At 34.4% G+C, this 20557-nt stretch carries 19 protein-coding genes; 9 read left to right on the plus strand and 10 right to left on the minus strand.

The window, feature by feature from the left end:
* The first annotated feature begins 63 nt into the window (after positions 1-63).
* From H6589_12000 to H6589_12010, 3 genes are read left to right on the plus strand one after another with little or no spacing between them, the layout of a single operon-like run.
* On the plus strand, positions 64-960 hold the full coding sequence (locus H6589_12000) for a nitrilase family protein (protein ID MCB9175323.1): 897 nt from the start codon (positions 64-66) through the stop codon (positions 958-960).
* A gap of 25 nt (positions 961-985) precedes the next feature.
* A complete protein-coding gene (locus H6589_12005; GenBank protein ID MCB9175324.1) occupies positions 986-1984 on the plus strand; it encodes a hydroxyacid dehydrogenase in 999 nt (332 codons plus the stop codon).
* Positions 1981-3306 carry a hypothetical protein gene (locus tag H6589_12010; GenBank protein MCB9175325.1) on the plus strand — a complete coding sequence of 442 codons (1326 nt, stop codon included), beginning with the start codon at positions 1981-1983 and terminating at the stop codon, positions 3304-3306. The genes H6589_12005 and H6589_12010 overlap by 4 nt, the downstream gene beginning before the upstream one ends.
* A gap of 5 nt (positions 3307-3311) precedes the next feature.
* On the opposite strand, the gene H6589_12015 is transcribed toward H6589_12010, so the two are convergent.
* On the minus strand, positions 3312-4322 hold the full coding sequence (locus H6589_12015; GenBank protein ID MCB9175326.1) for an HU-CCDC81 and SPOR domain-containing protein: 1011 nt from the start codon (positions 4320-4322) through the stop codon (positions 3312-3314).
* An 83-nt stretch (positions 4323-4405) separates the two neighbouring features.
* Here H6589_12015 and H6589_12020 point away from each other — a divergent pair, with 83 nt between their 5' ends.
* A complete protein-coding gene (locus H6589_12020; protein ID MCB9175327.1) occupies positions 4406-4870 on the plus strand; it encodes a hypothetical protein in 465 nt (154 codons plus the stop codon).
* 3 nt (positions 4871-4873) lie between these two features.
* Here the strand turns inward: H6589_12020 and H6589_12025 are convergent, their stop codons facing one another.
* Together H6589_12025 and H6589_12030 are read right to left on the minus strand one after the other, a co-directional pair.
* Positions 4874-5320, minus strand: a complete 447-nt coding sequence (locus tag H6589_12025) for a type I restriction enzyme HsdR N-terminal domain-containing protein (protein MCB9175328.1) — start codon at positions 5318-5320, stop codon at positions 4874-4876.
* 1 nt (position 5321) lies between these two features.
* On the minus strand, positions 5322-6146 hold the full coding sequence (locus H6589_12030; GenBank protein ID MCB9175329.1) for a thymidylate synthase: 825 nt from the start codon (positions 6144-6146) through the stop codon (positions 5322-5324).
* 108 nt (positions 6147-6254) lie between these two features.
* Between H6589_12030 and H6589_12035 the strand changes: the two genes are divergently transcribed.
* A complete protein-coding gene (locus H6589_12035; GenBank protein ID MCB9175330.1) occupies positions 6255-7580 on the plus strand; it encodes a hypothetical protein in 1326 nt (441 codons plus the stop codon).
* Here the strand turns inward: H6589_12035 and H6589_12040 are convergent.
* A complete protein-coding gene (locus tag H6589_12040; GenBank protein MCB9175331.1) occupies positions 7577-9118 on the minus strand; it encodes a PD40 domain-containing protein in 1542 nt (513 codons plus the stop codon). The two genes, H6589_12035 and H6589_12040, sit on opposite strands and share 4 nt — an antisense overlap.
* A gap of 128 nt (positions 9119-9246) precedes the next feature.
* Between H6589_12040 and H6589_12045 the strand changes: the two genes are divergently transcribed.
* From H6589_12045 to H6589_12055, 3 genes are all read left to right on the plus strand, one after another.
* On the plus strand, positions 9247-10041 hold the full coding sequence (locus H6589_12045) for a TIGR00159 family protein (GenBank protein MCB9175332.1): 795 nt from the start codon (positions 9247-9249) through the stop codon (positions 10039-10041).
* Complete coding sequence (locus H6589_12050) at positions 10041-11531, plus strand: DASS family sodium-coupled anion symporter (GenBank protein ID MCB9175333.1); 1491 nt, start codon at positions 10041-10043, stop codon at positions 11529-11531. Before H6589_12045 ends, H6589_12050 begins: the two co-directional genes overlap by 1 nt.
* A gap of 93 nt (positions 11532-11624) precedes the next feature.
* Positions 11625-11990 (plus strand): DUF3127 domain-containing protein, encoded by a 366-nt coding sequence (locus H6589_12055; GenBank protein ID MCB9175334.1) that lies wholly within the window; start codon positions 11625-11627, stop codon positions 11988-11990.
* Positions 11991-12057: 67 nt separating this feature from the next.
* Here H6589_12055 and H6589_12060 read toward each other — a convergent pair whose 3' ends face one another.
* Entirely contained in the window at positions 12058-12936 is an 879-nt protein-coding gene (locus H6589_12060; GenBank protein ID MCB9175335.1) for a hypothetical protein, read from the minus strand.
* A gap of 139 nt (positions 12937-13075) precedes the next feature.
* Here H6589_12060 and H6589_12065 point away from each other — a divergent pair, with 139 nt between their 5' ends.
* Positions 13076-13954: a response regulator transcription factor gene (locus tag H6589_12065; protein MCB9175336.1), complete on the plus strand. Its 879-nt coding sequence runs from the start codon at positions 13076-13078 to the stop codon at positions 13952-13954.
* 11 nt (positions 13955-13965) lie between these two features.
* On the opposite strand, the gene H6589_12070 is transcribed toward H6589_12065, so the two are convergent.
* From H6589_12070 to miaA, 5 genes are all read right to left on the minus strand, one after another.
* On the minus strand, positions 13966-14592 hold the full coding sequence (locus tag H6589_12070) for a hypothetical protein (GenBank protein ID MCB9175337.1): 627 nt from the start codon (positions 14590-14592) through the stop codon (positions 13966-13968).
* A 77-nt stretch (positions 14593-14669) separates the two neighbouring features.
* Positions 14670-15038 carry a VOC family protein gene (locus H6589_12075; GenBank protein ID MCB9175338.1) on the minus strand — a complete coding sequence of 123 codons (369 nt, stop codon included), beginning with the start codon at positions 15036-15038 and terminating at the stop codon, positions 14670-14672.
* A 301-nt stretch (positions 15039-15339) separates the two neighbouring features.
* Positions 15340-15954 (minus strand): hypothetical protein, encoded by a 615-nt coding sequence (locus H6589_12080; protein MCB9175339.1) that lies wholly within the window; start codon positions 15952-15954, stop codon positions 15340-15342.
* A gap of 217 nt (positions 15955-16171) precedes the next feature.
* Entirely contained in the window at positions 16172-19324 is a 3153-nt protein-coding gene (locus H6589_12085; protein ID MCB9175340.1) for a UvrD-helicase domain-containing protein, read from the minus strand.
* 306 nt (positions 19325-19630) lie between these two features.
* Positions 19631-20545, minus strand: a complete 915-nt coding sequence (gene miaA, locus H6589_12090) for a tRNA (adenosine(37)-N6)-dimethylallyltransferase MiaA (GenBank protein MCB9175341.1) — start codon at positions 20543-20545, stop codon at positions 19631-19633.
* Positions 20546-20557: the final 12 nt, after the last annotated feature.

Here is a 20557-nt window from a genome sequence, read left to right on the forward strand (position 1 = left end):
CTCCCGAAGGGAGGGAGTAACACAACCCACTAAAAGCAAACGACTCAGCCTAACTACTTATTTATGAATCTTAAAATAACAATCATACAATCGGAAATACATTGGGAAAACGTGGATAAAAATTTAGCCATGTTTACCGAAAAAATAGCATCTATAAAGGAAGAAACAAACCTTATAATTTTACCCGAAATGTTTACTACTGGATTTACCATGAATTCGACAAGCCAAGCCGAAACCATGAATGGTAAATCCATTTTATGGATGAAACAACAAGCTAAAAGCAAAAATGCAGTTGTTGTAGGAAGTTTGATTATTGTAGAAAATCAGGCTTATTTTAATCGTTTAATTTGGGCACAACCCGACGGAAAAATTTACCATTACGATAAAAGGCATTTGTTTAGAATGGCAAATGAACACGAGCATTTTTCGGCAGGAAAAACTCGTTTAATTGTGGAGTTAAAAGGTTGGAAAATTTGCCCTTTGATTTGTTACGATTTACGTTTCCCAGTTTGGAGTAGGAATAAGTCCATCACTCACCACCCGACACCCACAACCCACTCCTCAACTCCCTCCACCCATCACTCACAACCCGCTTACGACTGCCTAATATACATTGCCAATTGGCCAGAAGCAAGAAAAGAACCTTGGAGCAAATTATTGGAAGCAAGAGCTATCGAAAATCAAGTTTATGTAGTTGGTGTAAATCGAGTAGGAAAAAGCCCATCCCCAACCTTTCCCCATAGGAAGGGAGGAGTAGTTAATCCACAAAAGGAAGAAGAATCAGGTATAATTTACTCTGGAAATTCTGCCGTTATCGACCCAAAAGGAAATGTGATTAGTACCATACCAGCATATCAAAACACTATCGAAACCACAACATTAAACCGCCAAGAATTAGAAGACTTTAGAGAAAAATTTCCTGTTGGCTTGGATGGTGATGATTTTGAAATACTTCACTAAAAAAGTTTAATCACTACATTTGCTAATAAAACTATTTAACGTGATATCAAAAGTATTGTTTATCGATTCGGTACATCCTATTTTAGAAGAACGTCTTTTAAAATTAGGAGTGGTTTGCGAGCATGATTATAGTTCGTCAAAAAGCGAGATAGAAGCCAACATTAGCGACTATCAAGGCGTTGTAATTCGTAGTCGATTTACGTTGGACAAAACTTTTTTAGATGCTGCAACCAACCTTAAATTTATTGCACGGTCTGGTGCAGGTTTGGAAAACATTGATGTGGAATACGCCAAACAAAAAGGAGTAAAAGTTATCCATTCACCAGAAGGAAATATGGATGCGGTTGGTGAGCATACCATTGGAACTTTATTAATGTTGTTTAATCAGCTAAAAAAAGGGGATAACGAGGTTAGAAAAGGCATTTGGGATAGAGAAGGAAACAGAGGATTGGAATTAATGGGTAAAACGGTTGGAATTATTGGCTATGGCTATATGGGTTCATCGTTAGCTAAAAAATTGAGTGGTTTTGGGTGTAAGGTGTTGGCTTATGATAAATATAAAAAGGGTTTTGGGTTAGAAGTTGGAAGTTGGAAGTCTGAAGTTGGATGTTGTGTTCAAGAAGTTTCTTTAGAAGAATTAAAAGCCGAATCTGACATTATCAGCATCCATTTACCTTTAACCGAAGAAACCCAATATTACGTTGATAGCAACTTTATAACATCGGTTAAAAAACCATTTTATTTGATTAACACTGCTCGTGGAAACCATGTTAAAATTGCTGATTTAGTTCAAGGATTAAAATCGGGTAAAATTTTAGGAGCATGTTTGGATGTGTTGGAGTACGAAACCAAATCGTTCGAAACCATTAGCAAAGACAAACTACCTGAAGATTTTGTGTATTTAACCCAATCAAACAAGGTTGTTTTAAGTCCTCATGTGGCTGGTTGGACAGTGGAATCGTATATTAAACTTTCGTCGGTTTTAGCCGATAAAATTGAACACGCATTTTTTAGTAAACAATGAAATTAACCGACAACCAAAAACAGATTGTTTTAGCTGTATTGCTGGTTTTGTTGGTTCCTTTTCTGTATTTATTTGGTTTTGTACACCCCATTGCCGATGACTTAGGTTTTGCCTATCAATCGCAACAAGCACCATTGTGGGAAGTGTTGGTAAATCTTTACTTCAAATCTAACGGACTATACACAGGCAATTTAATCATGCTTTTATTTCCTTTTTCATTATCCGATTTACTGTATTATCGCATGTTTTTGTTGGGTGCTTTTTTACTTTTTTCACTAAGTATTTTTTTTGTTATCAATGTTGTTTTTCCAACCTTAAAACTTATTGATAAAACCATTGTTAGTCTCCTTTTTTTACTCACAGTGTTAAGTTCAACCACTCAATTATCTGAAGCTTTTTACTGGCAAACTAGTGTGGCGTATTATCAATTTAGCTTGACCTTAGTAATGTTATATTTAGGGTTTTTAGTTCAATATTTTCAGCGAAAATTTATTTTAAACAAACTTGTTCATCAACTCATTTTGATATTGATGTTGGTGTTTATTATTGGAATAAAAGAATCCATTGCATTGATAATGGGGTTTGTTGCCGCATTATTATTTTATTACAGCTATTTTAAAACCAAAGAGGATAAAATTTTCTTTTTAGTTCAGTTCATTATTGCTTTAATTGGTATCTCAGTAGTTGCATTTGCTCCAGGTAACGATTATCGAATGGAAAACTATTCAAACACAAAAAATTTCAGTCATTCACTGTTATACACTGTTATGCAAATGGGGCGTTTTACCTTAAAATGGGTGGTTGCCTTATCAGGTATTTTGTTTGTTTTTATTGTGGCTGAACTTCACCAAAAAGCAACACCAATTCTCAAAAAATTGGATTGGAAAATAGCTTCAATCATCTTTTTAGGAATCTTGTTTTTGTGCATTTTCCCTGCTTATTGGGCAACAGGTATTTTGGGGCAACACCGAACATTAAACCTAGCAAGCGTATTTTTTGTGTTATTTTTATTGGTGTTAGCAATTAATCAAGGAGCTTATTTTACCAAGCACCTTTCGTTTAATCCGACTAAAAGAATTGCCTTTTTTTGCTTGGTTTTTCTGTTGGCTGGCAATGGCGGAATGGTTATTTCCGATATCCTTTCGGGAAGTGTAAAAAGCTACGATAAACAACTAACTGAAAGAGCTGAATTGATACAACAAACCCAATCGACAGCAAATTTGCCTTTGCTTGTAAATTCGCCAAAAAGTTTGTTTGTGGTAGATATACAAGCAGACACTACACATTGGATTAACCAATCGTATTTGTTAGAGGTAAAATAGAAAAATTATTGATTTAAAATCCAAGCTTTGCTGTTGTGATTTTTTGCTAACGCCAAACCTTCAACGGCTTCTTTTCTTGATGCAAAACTACTGTAACTGACAGCAAATAAGCCTTTACGTTTACCAATTATTGAGGCATTGTATCCAGCAGCAACAAGCTCTTGAACAAAGTTTTCAGCATTTTCTTTTTCAGCAAAACAACCACCAATTACATGAAAACGAAGCGATTGAACTTTTGTTTTTACATAAGTTGAATCTACCTTAACAACAGGCTCTTCAACTGTTTTAGCAATTACAATAGGTGTTTCGTTTTTAATAAACGTTACGGTATGGTTGGTTTCGTCAACTTTTGGTAATTCAACTTTTTCAAAAACTGGTAAAGCACTTCGTTCGGTATAAACCGGTAAAGCAGCAGCTTTAAAAGGGTTTAAATTAGCATAATTCAGTTCCGATGTTAAATCGTATTTAGTTGGTAACCAAATAGCCAAGGCAGTTAGTGGAATAAGAACAGCCGCAGCTTTTAACCATTTTTTATTTCCAGATGATTGGTTAATAGGTAAAATAGGCGTTTCCTTAATTTTATCTTCAAGCGTTTTGCGTTTTACCGGAAATTGTTGGAAAGAACTCAACCCATACGATTCTAACAAGTAATTCACTTGTGCCGATGGTTCAAACTGCAAACGGTTGTCGTTATCGTAAAACAATATGCCAATATTCTCGAAAGCAATTTTTTGACGGTGTTTTAAATCTTGCTGAATTTTAGCAACCCCTTGCTCAATAATACTTAACGCTTTTTCGTAGCTAATACCGTTTTCTTGACTTATCGCATTTGCCAACAAACCATCGTTATGAATCAAGTTTTTATTAAACGAAATTCCTTTTGAAGGCGGATAAAACGTGTTTTTAATAGGGTGTATGTTCGCAGGTTTGTAGTTGGCAACAAAACCCCCAAGGTTCGGAACGATAACACAATCGTAGCGAAATAATAGTTTACTTATGTAATGGTCTAACTTCATAAAGGGTTGCGAATTTATAAAATTAAAGAAAATTGACGAGGGTTATCCGTTTATTTTTTTAAATTTAAACTAAAATTATTGAAATGAAGCTACTAAAAATATGCTGTTTTTCGTTTTTGCTCCTCATACTTTGTGGTTGTTCTTGGGTAGAACGTTTTATGGTGGTGAATGAAACCGATCAACCCATTGAAATTACCTACACACTTGTTCCTCCCGAAAAAACCTTTGCCATTTTTGATAATAACCCAGAGGCTTATGCACTGAGAAAAAAAGGTCAAATAGATTGGAACAATAAACTACCAATTAATGATTTAGATACTAGTTTTCAGGTTGTGCATGTACAATTACAACCAAAAGCACTCCTCATTTTCGGAAAATTATACAACAACACATATACTTCTTACAATCAGTATTTTATCAACGGACGCAGTTTTAACTTGGTTGAAATGACCATTACAACAAACGGAGAATCACAAATTATTAAACCAGAAAATTTTGATGAGTTTTTTAAAAAACGAAACGGAAGTGTTTCGTTTGTGGTGAAGTGATGCTTAAATTGCACTAAAATCAGGAATTTCTTCCAAAAAAGTGTAGCTATTTTTATCAAAGTCTATTTTACAACAATAGTGGTTCAAGCCATTGGTTACAATCAAATAAGGGACTTTAAAAGTGAGGTTGTAACGAGAAATTTGGTCGAAGGTATCTTGAGTAATTTTTACTTTAGGGGCTTTACATTCAACCAACAAAATAGGCGAAGAATCTTTATAAATCAAGATGTCGGCACGTTTGCTTAGCTCGTTTAATTTTAATCCTTTTTCAATAACAATCAATGAAGCAGGCACGTTTTTTTCACTAATTAAATACTTTATAAAGTTTTGTCGAACCCATTCTTCTGGTGTAAGGCTTAAATATTTTTTACGAATATCGTCGTAAATAAACTGCTTGCCGTTTTCTTCTTTTAAGGTAATGTTGTAAAACGGTAAGTTAAGTTCTTGCATGTTATAAAGAAACCTCTGCTTTAATGTGTGGGTGTGGGTCGTAGTTTACCAATTCAAAATCTTCAAACTTAAAATCAAAAATCGATTTTACGTTGGGATTCATTTTCATTATTGGTAATTTTTTTGGTTCACGAGTCAATTGCAACCTAGCTTGTTCAATGTGGTTGTTGTATAAATGTACATCGCCAAAAGTATGGATAAAATCGCCAGCCTCTAAATCGCAAACTTGTGCCACCATCATGGTAAACAAAGCATAGGAAGCAATGTTAAAAGGAACACCTAAAAAAGTATCGGCACTACGTTGGTATAACTGACAAGACAGTTTACCATCGGTAACATAAAACTGGAAAAAGGCATGACAAGGAGGCAGTGCAGCTTTGTTGTTGGCCACGTTTTCAGCAAACGAAACTTTTGTATTTGGCATTACACTAGGGTTCCATGCCGAAACCATTAACCTACGACTATTTGGATTGGTTTTTATTTCGTTGATTAAATCAGTTATTTGGTCAATTCCTTCGCTGTTCCAATTTCTCCATTGGTGACCATAAACAGGTCCCAATTCCCCTTTTTCGTTTGCCCAGCCATCCCAAATTTTTACACCATGCTCTTGTAAGTATTTGATGTTGGTGTCGCCACTAATAAACCATAACAACTCGTGAATGATAGATTTTAAGTGTAATTTTTTTGTGGTTAAACAAGGAAAGCCTTCGCTTAAATCAAATCGCATTTGGTAGCCAAAACAGCTAATTGTTCCTGTGCCTGTTCTGTCGCCTTTTTGTGTACCATTTTCTAATACGTGGTTTAATAAATCTAAATACTGCTGCATGAGTTTTTAATTGGGTATTCAAAATTCGTTGAAAAAGATTAATTTGAGCCATCATGTTAATAATGTTTAATAACTTGTTTTACTTTTACAACAAGCAATTTCCATTCAATGAAAATAAAAACATCACATCTAATTATTTTACAAGGGCTATTGATGTTGGTTTTTTTGTTGATTACCGCTTGGTTTAATCGATTTTCTGCTGACGATTATTTTTGTATAGGAGAAATTAAAAACCATTCATTTTTTGATATCTATCAAAAGCTTTATTTATCATGGACGGGTCGTTGGACACTGTATTTTGTGATTCTCTTTTTTATGCAGTTTAACGTATATAGTTACTTTCTGTTTGCTATTGGTGTTTTGAGTTTTCTAATGTTGTTTTTTAGCATTTATAGTGTTTTAAATCAAATGCGTTTTAGACTTAATGTTAATTATTCAAAAGTTACTGTTGCAACGTATACTATGATTTTTATTGGTGTATTCTTTTTTTTTACACACACTACGAGTCAGTCTTGGTTTTGGATTTCAGCTTCTTTAGCTTATTTGTGGAGTTGTATTTTCTTTTTGTGGGGTTTAAATTCATTTTTAAAAAACGTTCCTCATATATTCGATTACCTTATTATGGTTTTTTGTGCGCTATATATAGGAGGATCAAATGAGGTTTTAGCGTTAATGGTTATTTTATTGCTTTTTGTATCATTTTTCTTTATTAAAAAGAAGACGAAAATTATTGTAACGTTGGTAACAATAACTTTCTCTTTTGGAATTTATATTTCTAGCCCAGGCACTGCTTTTAGAGACGGATTAACTCCCAATTTACCATTTGTAGATTTAATGCTATATGTTGGGTATGGTTCAATAAAGTATTTAATTTTAGATGGATATAAAACCATTTTGCCAGCTATTGTATTTGCTTTTCCATTTTACGTTTTAGGGGCAACTACAACTACAAATTTTAGCACTAAGTTTAGTTTAAAACAAGAGTTAATAAAAACAGGGTTGTTTATTGCTTTTGTTGTTGTGTTTAATCAGTTTATTGTTATTTATGCTCTAGGTGGTTTGGCTCCCGATAGGTCAACGATTACTTCAAGTTTATTGGGTAGTTTAGCACTTGTTCGGTTTATGTTTTTGTTTGGAAATGCAAATAAGGAATCTAACATTAATTTTAAACCAATTTTAGGGTTGATGGTATTGCTTCTTGTAGGGTTTAATGTGGTGTTTTTCACTGTACATTATACCTACAGCAAATCGGTAGATGAGCGAATGAATTATATTCAATCAAATAAAAACACCCCAGTAATTGAATTGAAAAAATTAGAAAATTCGGGATATATAAACAGTGCAGAAATTACCACTGATTCGACTCATTTTTTGAATCAACATTTAAAATATGGGCTAGGGATAAAAGGGCAATTGGTTTTAAAACAAGATTAATCTTGTTTTAAAATAATGTCTTTTTTAATCGAACCTCTAAAATCACTTTTGCCTAGTATTTCAACATCTTCGCTATACATTTTATAACCTGGAACTTCAACCAAAATATTATACCTGCCAGGAGGTAAAATAATGATGTAACGACCGCTAATTGGGTTGGTTAAATACGAGCCATAAAGTTCGTCGGTTTGTAAATCCAATACCGAGATAAATACGTCTTTTATAATATTTGATGTGTCTTGTGTTGTTACAAACCCTTTAATTACAGTGTATTCAGGTTCAACTTCGTTAAACGTAACGGCATAAATATCGTAATTACCCATACCTTCAGCTCTTAAAGCTGAAATATAACCCGTTCTACCAGATTCTGATTCTCTAAAATTGGTATTGTCTTCTGGCGTGTTGATAGGAAAACCAACATTTTTAATGTCAGTCCAAATGCGTTTTACATTATCCCAAGAGGCTTTAAAAATGTCATAACCACCCATACTGGTGTGCCCTTTAGAACTAAAAAACAATGATTTTCCATCGGCGGTAATGTTAGGGAAATCTTCATCAAAAGGAGTATTGATTGATGGACCTAAGTTTTGAGCAGGACCCCATTCGCCGTTTGGTAATTTTAACGAAATGTATAAATCAACTCCTCCAAAACCACCATCTCTATCGCTTGCAAAGTAAATAGCATCACCATTTTTAGAAATGGATGCTGCAATTTCGTGATGTTTTGAATTGATGCTTTTAGGTAGTTTTTGAAGGTTTTTAACTTCTTCGTTTTCAAACTCGGCAATAAATAAATCACCAAAGTTTTTTTCGTTTTCAAAATAGAAAATCAAATAATCTCCATCAGGCGACATTCCAACAATTTCTTCATTACCCGTTAAGGTATTTATGTTTTGATCAAGTTTACGCACTTTACCCAACTCTCCGTTTTTTGTTTTCGAAAAATAAACTTCAGAGGTAAAAGTTCCATCTGGTTGTTTTGAGCTGCCGTCGTCTCGTTTAGAGTTGAATATCAAAAAACTCTCATCTTTAGCAACAAATGGATAATAGTCTTTGTATTTTGAATTGATGTTGGCACCCAAATTTTTAAAAGAAACATCCAGCGGGAATTTCATTAATTCGATAGCATTGTAACAATATTCAATTTGTTTTTCTACATCCAACAAGTTTTCAGGATTACCTTTATTGGCAGATTTGAATTGCTCATACATTTTAATAGCGTCGTTAAAACGATAGGCAAAGTGATATGCTCTTCCCAGTAAATATCCTGTGTTTGGGTCAGCCTCTTCCGATTTTAATGCTTTTTCTAAATAACTAACCGCTTTGGCTTTATCAATGTTGGTGTTTAAATAACAAACACCAATACGGTAATTGTATTTTACATTTTCTGGTTCTTGCTTAGCAAGTTCTAAATAGTTTTTTAGAGCTAAATTAAAATCGCCTTGATTAAAGTTTTCACTAGCAATTTTGCTAGTAATTTCTTGAGAAAACAAGGTGGTAGCAATTAGAAATAAAACAACAATGAATAGGTTTCGCATAGTAATGGTTAAAGTTAGCCTAACAAAAATAGAATCAATTTTATCAATACACAACATTTGATGCTGAATTAATAATTTTTGTAATGCTTTATAGGTCAATAATTTCTATAAAACACTACATTTGATTTATGGTTTTGAATGATACGCTATTGTTTTTACAATTACGCTGGCTCGATGCGTTGGATATCCTCTTGGTATCTATCATCATGTATCAATTGTATAAGTTGGTAAAGGGAACCGTTGCCATTAAAATATTTTTAGGGGTTTTGGCTATTTACTTGTTTTGGAAATTTGCTGAGGTATTTAAAATGCAGTTGTTAACCGAAATTTTGGGCAAATTTATCAGTTTAGGAATGTTGGCGTTGATTATTGTTTTTCAGCAAGAAATACGACGATTTTTATTGATGATAGGAAACAATAGGCTGTTTAACTCCAAAAAAGGAACATTTTTTAATTTGCTTCAAACGAAAGTAAATGAACACGAAAAGCTAAAGATTACGCCAATTATTGAAGCGTGTAAACGCTTATCAAAAAATAAAACTGGGGCTTTAATTGTTCTTGATTTCAATACCGAATTAAAATTATTTATTGATTCTGGAGAAAAAATCAATGCGAAAATTTCTTCCTCTTTGTTGGAAAACATCTTCTTTAAAAATAGCCCTTTGCACGATGGTGGAGTTATTATACAGGAGAATTTGATAAAAGCGGCAAGTTGTATTTTGCCCGTTTCCGAAAACTTAGATTTCCCTTCGCATTTTGGGTTGAGACACCGAGCCGCAGCTGGTATTACCGAATCTACTCAAGCCATGGCAATTATCATTTCTGAAGAAACAGGCAAAATATCGGTGAGTAAAAAAGGAGAAATTTATTACAATTTAAGTTTAGAAGAGTTAGAGCATCAAATCAATAAAGAAATTCACTAATGCTTAAGCACCAACATAGCAAAAAAGCCATTTTGGGAGTTCTTTCAATACTATTGGCTATTGTTGTTTATTTTTTGGTTCCTAACGAAAACCCACAAGCGCCAATTATGGCTGCTATTGTGGTAATTATGGCAATGTTTTGGGTGTTTGAAATTATTCCAATTCCAATAACTTCATTGCTTCCGCTCATCTTATTTCCTTTGTTTGAAATAGCCGATTCGAAAGAAACAGCCTTGTTTTATGGTAAGGACATTATCTTTTTGTTTTTAGGAGGTTTAATTCTTGCTCAAGCCGTACAAGTGTCGAATTTACATAAGCGATTGGCTTTGAATACGGTAAAAATAATAGGTACAAACCCAGTTCGATTGGTGTTGGGATTTATGATTGCTACCGCTTTTTTAAGCATGTGGATATCTAACACCGCATCGGTAATGGTAATGATGCCTATAGCCATTTCTATCATTGATAAAACAGCAGAAACAATTAAGGATAAAAAATTGCTTAAAAAATTGGGGTTGAGTTTGTTGTTAGGTATTGCTTATGCTGCAGATATTGGGGGTATGGCTACTTTGGTAGGAACGCCACCCAACATGGTTTTTGTAGAAATGTACCATTCTCTTTTCCCCGATTTACCTGCGGTAGGTTTTGCCGAGTGGATGTTAATGGGGTTGCCCATTTCCATCATTTTTATTTTTACGGGTTGGCTGCTCATGACTAAAGTGATTTTTAGAATACCAGCATTTAAATTGTTCGAAAACAAAGGCATTATTAAAGACGAATTGAAACAGTTGGGTAAAATGCGACAGGACGAATGGGTGGCAGGAATTGTTTTTGGCATAGCCGTATTGTTGTGGTTAACGGGTTCTGATTTGACCATTGCCGAAAATTATACTATTAGAGGCTGGCGAACCATTTTTAACTTACCAATGGTTAACGATTCAGCGGTTGCAATTGGTACGGCAGTTTTGTTGTTTATGATACCCTCAAAAGACCGAAAAAATGAAATGATGTTGACATGGGATCATGTAAAAACCTTGCCATGGGGAATTTTACTCTTGTTTGGTGGTGGTTTTGCATTGGCAGGTGGTTTCGATAATTCAGGGCTGTCAACTGTAATTGGTAATGCGTTTAACCATGTAACCATTGATTCACCAATTGTATTGATAGTAATAGTTTGTTTGGTGTTAACGATGTTAACCGAATTTACATCAAACACAGCTACAACCAATTTAGTGTTGCCCATTTTGGCAAAGGCAAGCGTGGTATTGGGTGTCGACCCAAGAGTATTGATGATACCAGCAACCTTATCTGCAAGTTGTGCTTTTATGATGCCTGTTGCATCGCCAACACAAGCCATTATTTTTGGTTCTGGTAGGGTGCCAATACGAGAAATGGTTCGAGCAGGTATTTTATTTAACTTGTTGGGAGTTGTAATAGTAACAGCAATATTCTATTTGCTTGCCAACTTTGTTTTTGGGATTAACCTATAACCTCCACAAACTGTTTATAAGTTTTAATATTTATTTCGTTAATTAAATAACGAGGTTTATTAAGTTTGTTTAAAAGTAAAAAATATAGAGATTATGAGTTTATCAATTAAAGGAAAAATAACAAAAGTTTTAGACATTGAAACAGGAACAAGTAAGGCTGGTAAAGAATGGAAAAAGCAAGGATTTGTAATTGATTCAGGCGATCAATTTAACCCAGAAATTTGTTTTAGCTTATTTGGCGAAGATAAAATTAACATGTTAAGAAACTTTGGACCAGGACAAGAAGTGGAGGTTTCTTTCAATGTGTCATCAAGAGAATTTAACGGTAAATGGTACCACAATTTAGATGCTTGGAGAATTTCTGGTGCTACTGCAAATGCAGGAAATAACGCTGAACCACAATTTGCTCCATCTATTGAAGATGCTCCATCTGACGAAGAAGATGATTTACCATTTTAATAAAGAAAATAGTTTTATAAAAAAAGCCTCTCAAAAATTGAGAGGCTTTTTTATTTAGTGTTATAGCTTATTTTTCGCTCAGGGTTTTTATTTTTTCTGCCCATTGGTTTAAAATTGCTTTTTGTGCTTCAAAATCTTGGTTAAACGGACCACAAACTATCTTTAATTCAGTTTGCTTAGTTTCTTCATTTCTTAAAAGTAGAAATTTCTCTACATAAGAAACATCATTAATCAAGTAATCATTTTGTATGTAAAAGTTTCCAAACAACTTTTCACCATACTTACCAGTCATGTCATTATTGTTGGCGTAATAATAATTAACGTTAGATGTTTTTCTCCAATCCTTACTTAACGTATTGTTCTTGTCGAAAATAGGCTGTAATGCTGTTGTAAATTTTTCGTCGGTCATTACTTCCCATACTTTATCGTCAGAAGCATCGATGGAGATGTTAAAACTTATAAATTGAGCATTAGAAATATTGGATACTTCATTTTCAGTTATAAACGTTACCTCTTTAAAATGTGCGCTTCCGTTACCACCATTCAAATACCTGAACCCTACAATTGAGTCATTCCCTACTTCTATTGCTTGTATCACAATGATAACTTCGTCTTTTTTACTGTATTGATTGTAAAATGTTGCCAATTTAGGTAGCTCCATGTTCATGGCTTTAGCTGTTGGATGTTCTTTTACATCAACATAAATCAACGATGTACCATTTCTAGTTTCTGTTTCAGTTGGGAGTCTTCCACTAACCACAGGCACATTTTTCCAATTTTTTATATCTACTGCCGGGAATCCATTCAAGTTATCAGGACAATACCAGCCACCATAATGGTGTGCGGTTTCCTGTTTGTTGTTGGTGGGTTCTCCTGTTTGCTGACTTTCTGCATTTGTACATCCAAATAAGATGATTAAGAAAGTACTTACTAATGTTTTGTTCATATATATAGTTTTTTGTTTGTTCGATAAAAGTACTTCGGTATTAAAGTTAGCTAGTTTAATTAATGTAAATTAATGTAAAATGACGGTAATTTAATGCAATTGCAATAATTTACTTAATAGAATCGAGTAGTTTTGTAGTATGGCATTAAAAAGGCTCGGCACATATTTAGGAAGTTTTATTTTGGCAATAACGCTATTGTCGTTTAATTGGGCTGAAAAGGGTTTGTATGCCCAACATATCGATGTAGTGGTCCGAATGATAGGAGATGAATTTTTGCTCCAAATTGGCGACAGCACATCTCGCGTAATGCCCATCAAAAACATTGAAGGAAGGTATGTGATTCAATTTGAAAATGAACTTTCGTTTGAACCAGAAGCACTTTCTTTAGCGGCTACCATAGTTGCCGAAAAAACAAACATGCTCAGCAGTTTTATTATTGAAACAGAAAACTGCTCGACTCACGAAGTGGTACATAGTTTTGAAATAAGCAGTAAACAAGACAACAGTATCATTCCTTGTAAATCGCGACCATTACCAAAAGATTGTTATACCGTTTATTTTACGCTGTTGGATGATGGAATTAAGTTTGTGCCTGTTACTGCACAAGAAAATAAAACAAGTACCGATTTTTTGTTTGGTTACTTAATCGCTTTTGGAGTTATCGTTTTAGGGTTTTTCGTATTTTGGTTAAAAAGAAAAAAAGCAATTGTTGTTCATCCCAGTTGGATTCAAATAGGTGAATATCAATTTGATAAAAACGGAATGAAATTGATGTATAAAGACAAAAGCGAAGAACTTTCGAGTAAAGAAGCCAGTTTGTTGGAGTTGCTTTTTTCTAATGTAAACGAAACGGTAAAACGTGAAGAAATTTTGCAGATAGTATGGGACGATGAAGGCGATTACTTGGGAAGAACATTGGATGTATTTATTTCGAAACTGCGTAAAAAACTGGAAGACGACCCTAACTTAAAAATTGTAAACATACGCGGAGTAGGGTATCGAATGGTGTTGGGCTAGAGACTTCCTTTTTACTCAAGAACATACTTTCCGTTTACAAAAACATGCGTTCCTTCTTTTGGACAGTGGTTAATGAGATTTGTATATGGTACTTCCTCTACTATCGTTTCGGTTTTACCCTTTTTTTTAACCGTTTTCCATTCATAGGTATGAGCCTTTGCATCTGATTTTACATTGCTTATTGTTATTGAACCAGTTCTATCAATTTTGAAACCGCAGGAACTAAATTCAAAACCTTTTACATGTTTTGGGTCTCCATAAGCAAGAAATCGATTGTAATTCGATTGGTAGGATGTTACTGCTTCAAAAAGCATTTCTTTTGTGTCCAAATTCCAAATTTCATATTTTGATATTTGAGTATTCTCATCAATGTCGAATGTACCACCATGCTCGTTTATACTTCCAGAACAACTTCTAAAAAACACTAATTCTTTAGCTCCAATACCATCAATTTGAACGCTGTCGGTAATTTTTAAATCACAATTACAAAAGTTACCGATATTTATTTTACTTAAATAAATGGTATCTTGTTGATTGTTATATACATAAATGCTTTTTTTATTGCCAATATTAGCAACAGTTTGAGCCAATAAAACCGTCGAGAAAATGAGTAAAAACAAGGAAAATGTTAATTTCATGGTGTAAGCTGATTTTAAAAACAACACACAAGAATTGTTCCAGTTACACTTTTCAACTTAACTACATTACTTACGGGTTACTTTGTTGTTTTACTTCCAAGCTGTATGCCCATTTCTTCATAAACCAAGTCGTTGGGCTCCCACAATTCTATTTTGTTGCCTTCAATGTCCATAATGTGTACAAATTTCCCGTAGTCGTACGTTTCAATGGTATCGGTAATGGTAACTCCTTCTTTTTTTAATTCTTCCACAAGAGCAGTTAAATTTTCAACGCGGTAATTTATCATAAACTCCTTGGTGGAAGGCTCAAAATATTTCGTTTTTTCATTAAACGGACTCCATTGCGAAAAACCTTTTTTGGTAGAATCGGCACCTTGAAACCACTCAAACACTGCCCCATATTGGTTGGTGTTTAACCCTAAGTGTTTTTGATACCATTCTCGCATTTTTGCAGGCTCTTTACATTTAAAAAAGATACCACCAATACCTGTAACTCTTTTTAAGTTGGTTTGGTCATCATCTTGTTTGGTAATGATGTTGTTTAATGCAAAACCAAAACAAAACGATGTTGCAATGGCTAAAATAATTAAGGTGTTTTTTTTCATTTTTTTAATATTTGTTGTTAACGGTTTCGGGCTTAGCGAAGGTGGCGATTTTCACCACAAATGTTCATACGAAGAACGAATGTTTGTATAACCACAAAACTGTCATACGAAGCACTGAGCCGCCAATTTCTTGTAGGTGCTGTTAGTGGCTGCTTTTCTTTGTCCATGTTTCCCCGTCTTTAGTTCTATAAGCTGTTAGTCCGAATTTGTCTGTCCAGTAAATTGTTTCAATATTTTTTGGTTCAGTTATTCTTTCAGGATAGCCATGTTTTACGATGTAATAGTTTGATACATTCAAGTCATTTACTTTAATTGTGTCCGTATGAAATTCCCCAATAATAGTGTCAAAGTTTGAATGAAAGTCCTTGAAACTAATAGCAAAATCAACTTCCTTTTCTGTCGGATGTTTTGAAATCCAAAAGAGTTCTTGATAAACAGTATCTATTTTCCCTCCAGTCGTCATGTCTTGAGATGTACCGAACCACCTGTCGACTGGCAAGTGTTTTATTTGAACCCATTTACCATTCACTGGTCGTGGTGCCATGAACCCACCGCAATTTTCATTACGTTCAGTCCCAAAGCCTACTATCGTAATGGTGTCTATGTCGCCTAAATTACTTTGAAAATAGATTGTGTCTCCGATATTATAGTCGGTGAAATGAGCTAATTCTTTGTCATTAAATTCCAAGTCCTTTTTGTCGTAAGAACAACAACCTGAAACAAAAATTGTCAATATGATTAATATGTGTCGTTTCATAAAGTTGCCACTAACTTGTTTATAGGTCTGACAAAACCATCCCAATTCACCCATTTTGGGCAGATAGGTCTGATTATCTTAATTCTTATCTACCAAATGTATTAAAAATAATTGCAAATTGAAGGAAGGTTAATAGATTCCTGCCTGAGCAGGAATGATGTGAAGAATATATTTGGTTAAGTCTCCCTCCCTTAGGGAGGGTTGGGGGTGGGCTTTTTTACACCAAAACCAACTCCTTGTCTTTGATGTACAACAAGTAACTTTCAATGTTGGTGTAGCCCATTTCGGCGAGTAAAATCTTGTAATTTTCTAATTGTTGTTTGTGTTTTTTCTCTTTTTTACCCGTTTTGTAATCCACAATTATGGTGTTGTTGTTTTTTATCACTACTCTATCGGGTTGGTACGATTCGCCTGAGGGCAACAAAATGGTTGTTTCGGTTTTTAGTTCATCAAATGCAGTAAAAAAGCTTTCTACTTTGGGCAATTTTATCAATTCATGCAACTCGGCTAAAATGCTTAGTTTGTTGTTCTCGTCAAACAAACCACGGTTTATAAAGCGGTCAATGGTGCTTTCTAAATCGCTCAATTGTTTTATTTCCGAAAGCAATTGGTGTATTAAATTACCATAATCGGCAGATGTTTCGGGGTTTTCTACATCCCAAAATTTAGGCGCTTGGTAACTGATGTCAATTTTATTTCGCCAAGGGTTGTAGCTTATTTCGGTTAATACCTCGTTAGCCGATTTATGCTGTTGCTCTGTTACGATTTTTTTAGTGGAGAACAAACCAAAACGAAACTCATTTTCATTTACGGCAGCATCGGGTTGAGTTAAACAATATTCAAAAAAGTAGTTTTTGTAATTACCATCTTTGTTGGGTTTATCTACTTCGCTCAACACATACATGCGGTCTTTTGGGCGGGTTAATACCACATAAAGCAAGTTGATGGTGTCCAATATCGATTTTGCTTTTTCGTTCTCGTAATCGTCTTTTAAAACGGTGTCTAAAAGCGATGCGTTTAAATTGATGATGGAAGCATCCAATCCTTTAGCAATGGGTTCTTCCGTCCACAAATAATCTTCGTTTTTATCTTTTCCAGTAGTGCTCGCAAACGGAAAAATGACCACAGGAAATTCCAAACCTTTCGATTTGTGTATGGTCATTACCTGAACAGCATTGATACCTTCAGGAATAATTACCGAAAACTTGCTGCTTTTGCTGTTCCACCAATCAATAAAATTGACAATGGAATTGTCTTTTTTAGAAGCATATTCATGCACTTTATCCAAGAAAAACTGTACAAAAATGTTGATTTCTTTGTCCAACCCAAAATGTTGAATAAAGTGCTCGGTAAGTTCGTACAACGAAAACGTGGTAGCATTAGAAACTTCCAGCGACAATTGATGTGAGGCTAAAAAATCGGCCAAATAATCTTGGTCTTTGTGTTGAATAAAATCCACATTTTGCTCGCCAACAAAACGTGTATGGATTAAATAATTGATGGCGTATAAATGATGAGCAGGGTCTTTTGGAGTAGCAATATAGTTGAATAAACTCAACAAAAACTTCACTTCATTAGAGTTGTTCAGCAACAAACTTTCTGATGAAATAACCTGAATGTTGTTTTCCAACAGAAAAGAAGCTACTTCCGAAGCCCTATTGTTGCTTCGTGTAAGAATTGCAATATCGCTTAATTGGTAACCATCGTTTAACGAGGTGTCGATTATTTTTTTGATTTCGGTAAATGTAATTTCATCATCATCGGGGTCTAAAAACGAAATGGCAACTCCACCACCAGTATTTTCGGGTTTAAACCCTTGGTTTAAATTGGCATAAATGGGGTTGAATTTTTCGGATAAATTGCTTGAAATGGAATTAAAAAATTTGTTGTTGAAATCAACCACTTCGGCTTTTGAACGGTAATTGTCGTTCAAGTCTTCGTTTTTATGGTTTCGTATCAAGGTAGCTTCACGCTCCAACAATAACTGATTGTTTTTGTGATTGTAAACGTAAGGCAGTTTGATGATTTGCTCTACTTCGCCACCTCTAAAACGGTAAATGGCTTGTTTAGCATCGCCAACAATCATGTTGTAATGCCCGTTTGCCAGCGAGTTTTCAATTAGCGGGATAATGTTTTGCCATTGTATGGTTGAAGTATCTTGAAACTCATCAATTAAATAATGTTGGTATTTTTCGCCCAAACGCTCATAAATAAAAGGAATGGATTCGGTAAGAATTATTTTGGCGATTTGCTTGTTGAAATCCGACAAGTTTAAAATGTTGTTGTCGGCTTTAAATTCCAAAATGGTTTTTTCAATTTCGTTGATTACCGCAATTTGGTAAATGTTTTTGAGCAACAAGGTTTTTAAAACGTACGAGCCATAATCCTTCTCAATATATACTCTCGATTGGTTAAAGAGTTCGATTAGTTTTGCTTCATGTGTATCAATCAAGTCTTTTTGTGGTTGAGGAACGGACTGTGCATACCAATTTTTTTCGCCTGCAACAATTTTTTGAACCGTAGCATTTGGGGTAAACGACTTTAATATTCTTAAATATTCCCAATAATTGTAAAAATTACTTCCACTAAAACTTTTTGGTTCAATCCCTGTCGATTTGATAAAATCTAAGGCATTTTTTGCCATTTCTTTTACGGCTTTTTCAAAAGCATTGATTTCAACAATTAAATCGGTTTTTATTTTTTCGAAATCGTCGATGCTCAAATCTCGAATTTTTTCGAGGTGCGATTCTCCACCGTCTTTAATCAAGTTTTTAGCAAATTTTATTAAATCGCTTTCAATGTTCCAGCTTTTTTCGTCGTCGGCTTTTTGTTTGCTGTAATCCAATAAAAGCTTGGTTATTTTCTCGTTTTTACCCACTTCTGCAATCAACATGTCGATAGCATTTTTGAGCACTTCGTCTTCGTTAATTTCTATGCCAAAATTGAGCGGAAGTTTTAGGTCTAAGGCAAATGTTCGGATAATTTTAGTGGTAAATTTATCAATGGTGCTGATGCCAAAATCGTTGTAGTTGTGTAAAATAGAGCTTAAAACAGCGCCACTTCGTAGTTTTATTTCTTGCTCGCTTAAAGCCAATCCACCATCATTTAATGGTTTCATCAACTCCACTAACAAATGTTTCGGAGTCCCTTCCAATGGTTTTTTTCCTGATAAAGCTTGCAAGGCAGAAATAACCCGCTCTTTCATTTCTGATGCTGCTTTATTGGTAAACGTTATAGCTAAAATACGTTTGTACGCTGCTGCATCGTTGGTTTTTAACCCGATTTTTAAATACTCCTTAACTAAAGTAAAAGTCTTGCCCGAGCCAGCCGATGAGTTGTAAACCGTGAAATTGTTGTTGGTTGAGTTCAAAAGTTACATTGATTTTCGTCTTTCAAATGTAATGAAAACTAACTAATAATTGAGTCGTCATTGCGGGCTTGACCCGCAATCTAAAATAGTAAATAAGGTTTTAATAAGATTGCGGGTCAAGCACGCAATGACGATATATATCGATTTATCGGGATAAAACTATTGTGATGCTTTTCTGAGTTAATTTCGGAGCGTTTTAACTATAGAAGCTATGTGTCTATGTGGTAAATTTGTTAAAACAAGATTACGGGTCAATCCTTCGTCAAGTTCAGGATGACATTGACCAGAATGACGGAAAAGAGGGTGTTAATCTAAGAATTTTGCAATAAAATTTATTTTTTCTTCGAGCGGTAAATTCCCGTCTATCCAGTTGATGGTAAAACCATCTTTTTCCATTTTTCTATACCAAGTCATTTGGCGTTTAGCAAACTGATGTATGGCTGAATTTAATTTCTGAAACATGTCGTTATACGACAATTCATCTTGCAAATGTTGTGTGATGAGTTTGTACTCCAATCCGTAAAATTTCAATTTTTCGGGGTCAACACCATTGGCAATTAATGTTTTTACTTCTTCAATCATTCCTTCGTGTTCCAATCGGTGTTTTAACCGCTCGGTAATTCGTTTTTTAATGATGGCTCGGTCAAAATCAATTCCAAAAATAAGGTGTTCAATTTTAGGAAAATCTCTTATCAACGCATCGTTTTCGGTTTGAAATTTGGCTACCTCAATGGCTCTGATAATTCGTTTTTTGTAAATGCTGTCGGTGGTGTTGTGTATGGTTTTGTAATCCGACAACATGTTATTCAACTCCTCAATGGATTTTTGTTCCAATTCCGTTCTTAATTTGGTGTTTTCAGGAACTTCTAAAAACCGATAACCCTTAACCACTGCATCAATATACAGACCAGAACCACCGCATAAAATGGGTGTATTGTTGTTTTTTAAAACGGTTTCGTAAGCTTTTAAAAAATCTTTTTGGTATTCAAACACATTGTATTCAGCTCCAGCATCAACAATATCAATTAAATGATATGGGATTTTTACTCCGTTTACTTCAAAATCATCCAAATCCTTACCTGTACCAATATCCATACCTCTGTACACTTGTCGCGAATCGGCACTAATTACTTCGCCCGAAATACTATGCGCTAAATTCGCTGCTAAAGTTGTTTTTCCAGTAGCTGTTGGACCTAGTATGACAATAAGTTTGTTGTTCATTTATTTATTAAA

The sequence above is a fragment of the Flavobacteriales bacterium genome (assembly GCA_020635795.1).
GTDB lineage: Bacteria > Bacteroidota > Bacteroidia > Flavobacteriales_E > Vicingaceae > Vicingus.

Excerpts from the sequence above, each read along its gene's own strand:
- H6589_12000 (MCB9175323.1), top strand. The coding sequence starts at position 64 with ATGAATCTTAAAATAACAATCATACAATCGGAAATACATTGGGAAAAC.
- H6589_12010 (MCB9175325.1), top strand. The coding sequence starts at position 1,981 with ATGAAATTAACCGACAACCAAAAACAGATTGTTTTAGCTGTATTGCTG.
- H6589_12015 (MCB9175326.1), bottom strand. The coding sequence starts at position 4,322 with ATGAAGTTAGACCATTACATAAGTAAACTATTATTTCGCTACGATTGT.
- H6589_12020 (MCB9175327.1), top strand. The coding sequence starts at position 4,406 with ATGAAGCTACTAAAAATATGCTGTTTTTCGTTTTTGCTCCTCATACTT.
- H6589_12025 (MCB9175328.1), bottom strand. The coding sequence starts at position 5,320 with ATGCAAGAACTTAACTTACCGTTTTACAACATTACCTTAAAAGAAGAA.
- H6589_12030 (MCB9175329.1), bottom strand. The coding sequence starts at position 6,146 with ATGCAGCAGTATTTAGATTTATTAAACCACGTATTAGAAAATGGTACA.
- H6589_12035 (MCB9175330.1), top strand. The coding sequence starts at position 6,255 with ATGAAAATAAAAACATCACATCTAATTATTTTACAAGGGCTATTGATG.
- H6589_12040 (MCB9175331.1), bottom strand. The coding sequence starts at position 9,118 with ATGCGAAACCTATTCATTGTTGTTTTATTTCTAATTGCTACCACCTTG.
- H6589_12045 (MCB9175332.1), top strand. The coding sequence starts at position 9,247 with ATGGTTTTGAATGATACGCTATTGTTTTTACAATTACGCTGGCTCGAT.
- H6589_12050 (MCB9175333.1), top strand. The coding sequence starts at position 10,041 with ATGCTTAAGCACCAACATAGCAAAAAAGCCATTTTGGGAGTTCTTTCA.
- H6589_12055 (MCB9175334.1), top strand. The coding sequence starts at position 11,625 with ATGAGTTTATCAATTAAAGGAAAAATAACAAAAGTTTTAGACATTGAA.
- H6589_12060 (MCB9175335.1), bottom strand. The coding sequence starts at position 12,936 with ATGAACAAAACATTAGTAAGTACTTTCTTAATCATCTTATTTGGATGT.
- H6589_12065 (MCB9175336.1), top strand. The coding sequence starts at position 13,076 with ATGGCATTAAAAAGGCTCGGCACATATTTAGGAAGTTTTATTTTGGCA.
- H6589_12070 (MCB9175337.1), bottom strand. The coding sequence starts at position 14,592 with ATGAAATTAACATTTTCCTTGTTTTTACTCATTTTCTCGACGGTTTTA.
- H6589_12075 (MCB9175338.1), bottom strand. The coding sequence starts at position 15,038 with ATGCGAGAATGGTATCAAAAACACTTAGGGTTAAACACCAACCAATAT.
- H6589_12080 (MCB9175339.1), bottom strand. The coding sequence starts at position 15,954 with ATGAAACGACACATATTAATCATATTGACAATTTTTGTTTCAGGTTGT.
- miaA (MCB9175341.1), bottom strand. The coding sequence starts at position 20,545 with ATGAACAACAAACTTATTGTCATACTAGGTCCAACAGCTACTGGAAAA.